1 protein-coding gene is annotated in these 2,073 nt (G+C 73.3%); it reads right to left on the bottom strand.

All coding sequences use genetic code 11. From position 1 onward, the window contains the following. Positions 1 to 2,044: 1,4-alpha-glucan branching enzyme (glgB, locus tag G5C65_RS36170; protein WP_165303289.1), on the bottom strand; the 2,044-nt coding region annotated here is incomplete at its 3' end. Between the last annotated feature and the right edge of the window lie 29 nt (positions 2,045 to 2,073).

The following is a 2,073-nucleotide window of genomic DNA, read 5'->3' as shown; positions in this document are numbered from 1 at the left end:
CCCCCAGCCGGTACCCCTCCCGCACCACCGGGGAGAAGTTGCTGACCGCCAGCAGCGGGCTGCCGTCGGCCGCGTACCGGAGGAAGGCGAGGGTGTTGTCCTCGCCCGCGTCCGCCGCGACCCAGCAGAACCCCTCGGGCCGGGTGTCCCGCTCCCACAGCGCCGGGCACGCGCGGTACCCCGCGTTGAGGTCCCGCACCAGGTCCCGTACGCCCCGGTGGTCCGGCTCCGCCGCGTACGAGGGGTCGAGCAGCCACCAGTCGGGGCCGTGGCCCTCGGCCCACTCGGCGCCCTGCGCGAACTCCTGGCCCATGAACAGCAGCTGCTTGCCCGGGTGCGCCCACATGAAGCCCAGATACGCGCGGTGGTTGGCCCGCCGCTGCCACCAGTCGCCCGGCATCTTGCCGACCAGCGACCGCTTGCCGTGCACCACCTCGTCGTGCGAGATGGGCAGGATGTAGTTCTCGGAGTAGGCGTACACCATCGGGAACGTCATCTCGCCGTGGTGGTACTTGCGGTGCACCGGCTCCTTCGTCATATACGTCAGCGAGTCGTGCATCCAGCCCATGTTCCACTTGAAGCCGAAGCCGAGCCCGCCGAAGCCGCCCTCGCCGGTGTGGTGGGTGGCCCGGGTCACCCCGTCCCAGGCGGTGGACTCCTCGGCGGCCGTGATCACCCCGGGGCAGCGGCGGTAGACGGTGGCGTTCATCTCCTGGAGGAACGCCACCGCGTCCAGGTTCTCCCGCCCGCCGTGCTCGTTCGGCGTCCACTGGCCGTCCTCGCGGGAGTAGTCGAGGTAGAGCATCGAGGCGACGGCGTCCACGCGCAGCCCGTCGATGTGGAACTCCTCGCACCAGTAGACCGCGTTGGCCACCAGGAAGTTGCGCACCTCGCGCCGCCCGAAGTCGAATTCGAGGGTGCCCCAGTCCGGGTGCTCGGCGCGCGCCGGGTCCGCGTGCTCGTACAGCGGCGCACCGTCGAACGCCGCGAGCGCCCACTCGTCCTTGGGGAAGTGCGCGGGCACCCAGTCCATCAGCACCCCGATCCCGGCCCGGTGCAGCGCGTCGATCAGATACCGGAAGTCGTCGGGGCCGCCGAGCCGCGCGGTGGGCGCGTAGTAGCCGGTGACCTGGTAGCCCCACGAGCCGCCGTACGGGTGCTCGGCGCACGGCATCAGCTCGACATGGGTGAAGCCCAGATCCGCGACGTACGCCGGGAGCTGGTCGGCGAGCTCCCGGTAGCTCAGGCCCGGCCGCCAGGACGGCAGATGCACCTCGTACACCGACAGCGGCGAGGTGTGCGGCTCCCAGCGCTCCCGCCGGGCCAGCCACTCCGCGTCGCCCCAGGTGTAGCGGGAGGTGTGGACGACGGACGCGGTGGCGGGCGGACACTCGGCGCTGCGCGCCATCGGATCGGCGCGCAGCGTGTGGCTGCCGTCCGGCCGCGCGATGTCGAACTTGTACAGCGCGCCCGCGCCGACCCCCGGCAGGAACAGCTCCCACACCCCGGACGAGCCCAGCGAGCGCATCGGGCACGAGGTCGGGTCCCAGCAGTTGAACGACCCCGCGACCCGCACGCCGCGCGCGTTCGGCGCCCACACGGTGAAGCGGGTGCCCGCGGCGCCCTCGTGCGTCATGGGGTGCGCGCCGAGCGCCTGCCAGAGCTGCTCGTGGCGGCCCTCGGCGATCAGGTGCAGATCCAGTTCGCCGAGCGCGGGCAGCATCCGGTAGGCGTCCTCGGTGCGCACCTCGTCCGCGCCGGGCTCGTCCCCGTACTGGACGAGCAGCTCGTACGCCGGGACCGCGCGGAGCGGGAGCACGCCCGCGAAGAAGCCGTCCCCCTCGTCCAGCAGATCGGCCCGCAGCCCCTTGCCGAGCACCGTGACCCCCTTCGCGTACGGGCGCAGCGCCCGGAACAGCACACCGCCGCGCACCGGGTGCGCCCCGAGGTGGGCGTGCGGGTCGTGGTGCGTACCGGACAGCAGCCGGGCGCGCTCGTCCGCGGCGAGCGCGGGCGCGCCCCGTACACCCCGCGCCCCCCGCACGGCAGGCGACCGCCGCCACGCGTCACCGC

Source organism: Streptomyces boncukensis (assembly GCF_011045075.1).
Classification (GTDB): Bacteria; Actinomycetota; Actinomycetes; order Streptomycetales; family Streptomycetaceae; genus Streptomyces; species Streptomyces boncukensis.
Note: the sequence above shows the minus strand (reverse complement) of the source record. Positions and strands in the feature narration are given on the sequence as shown.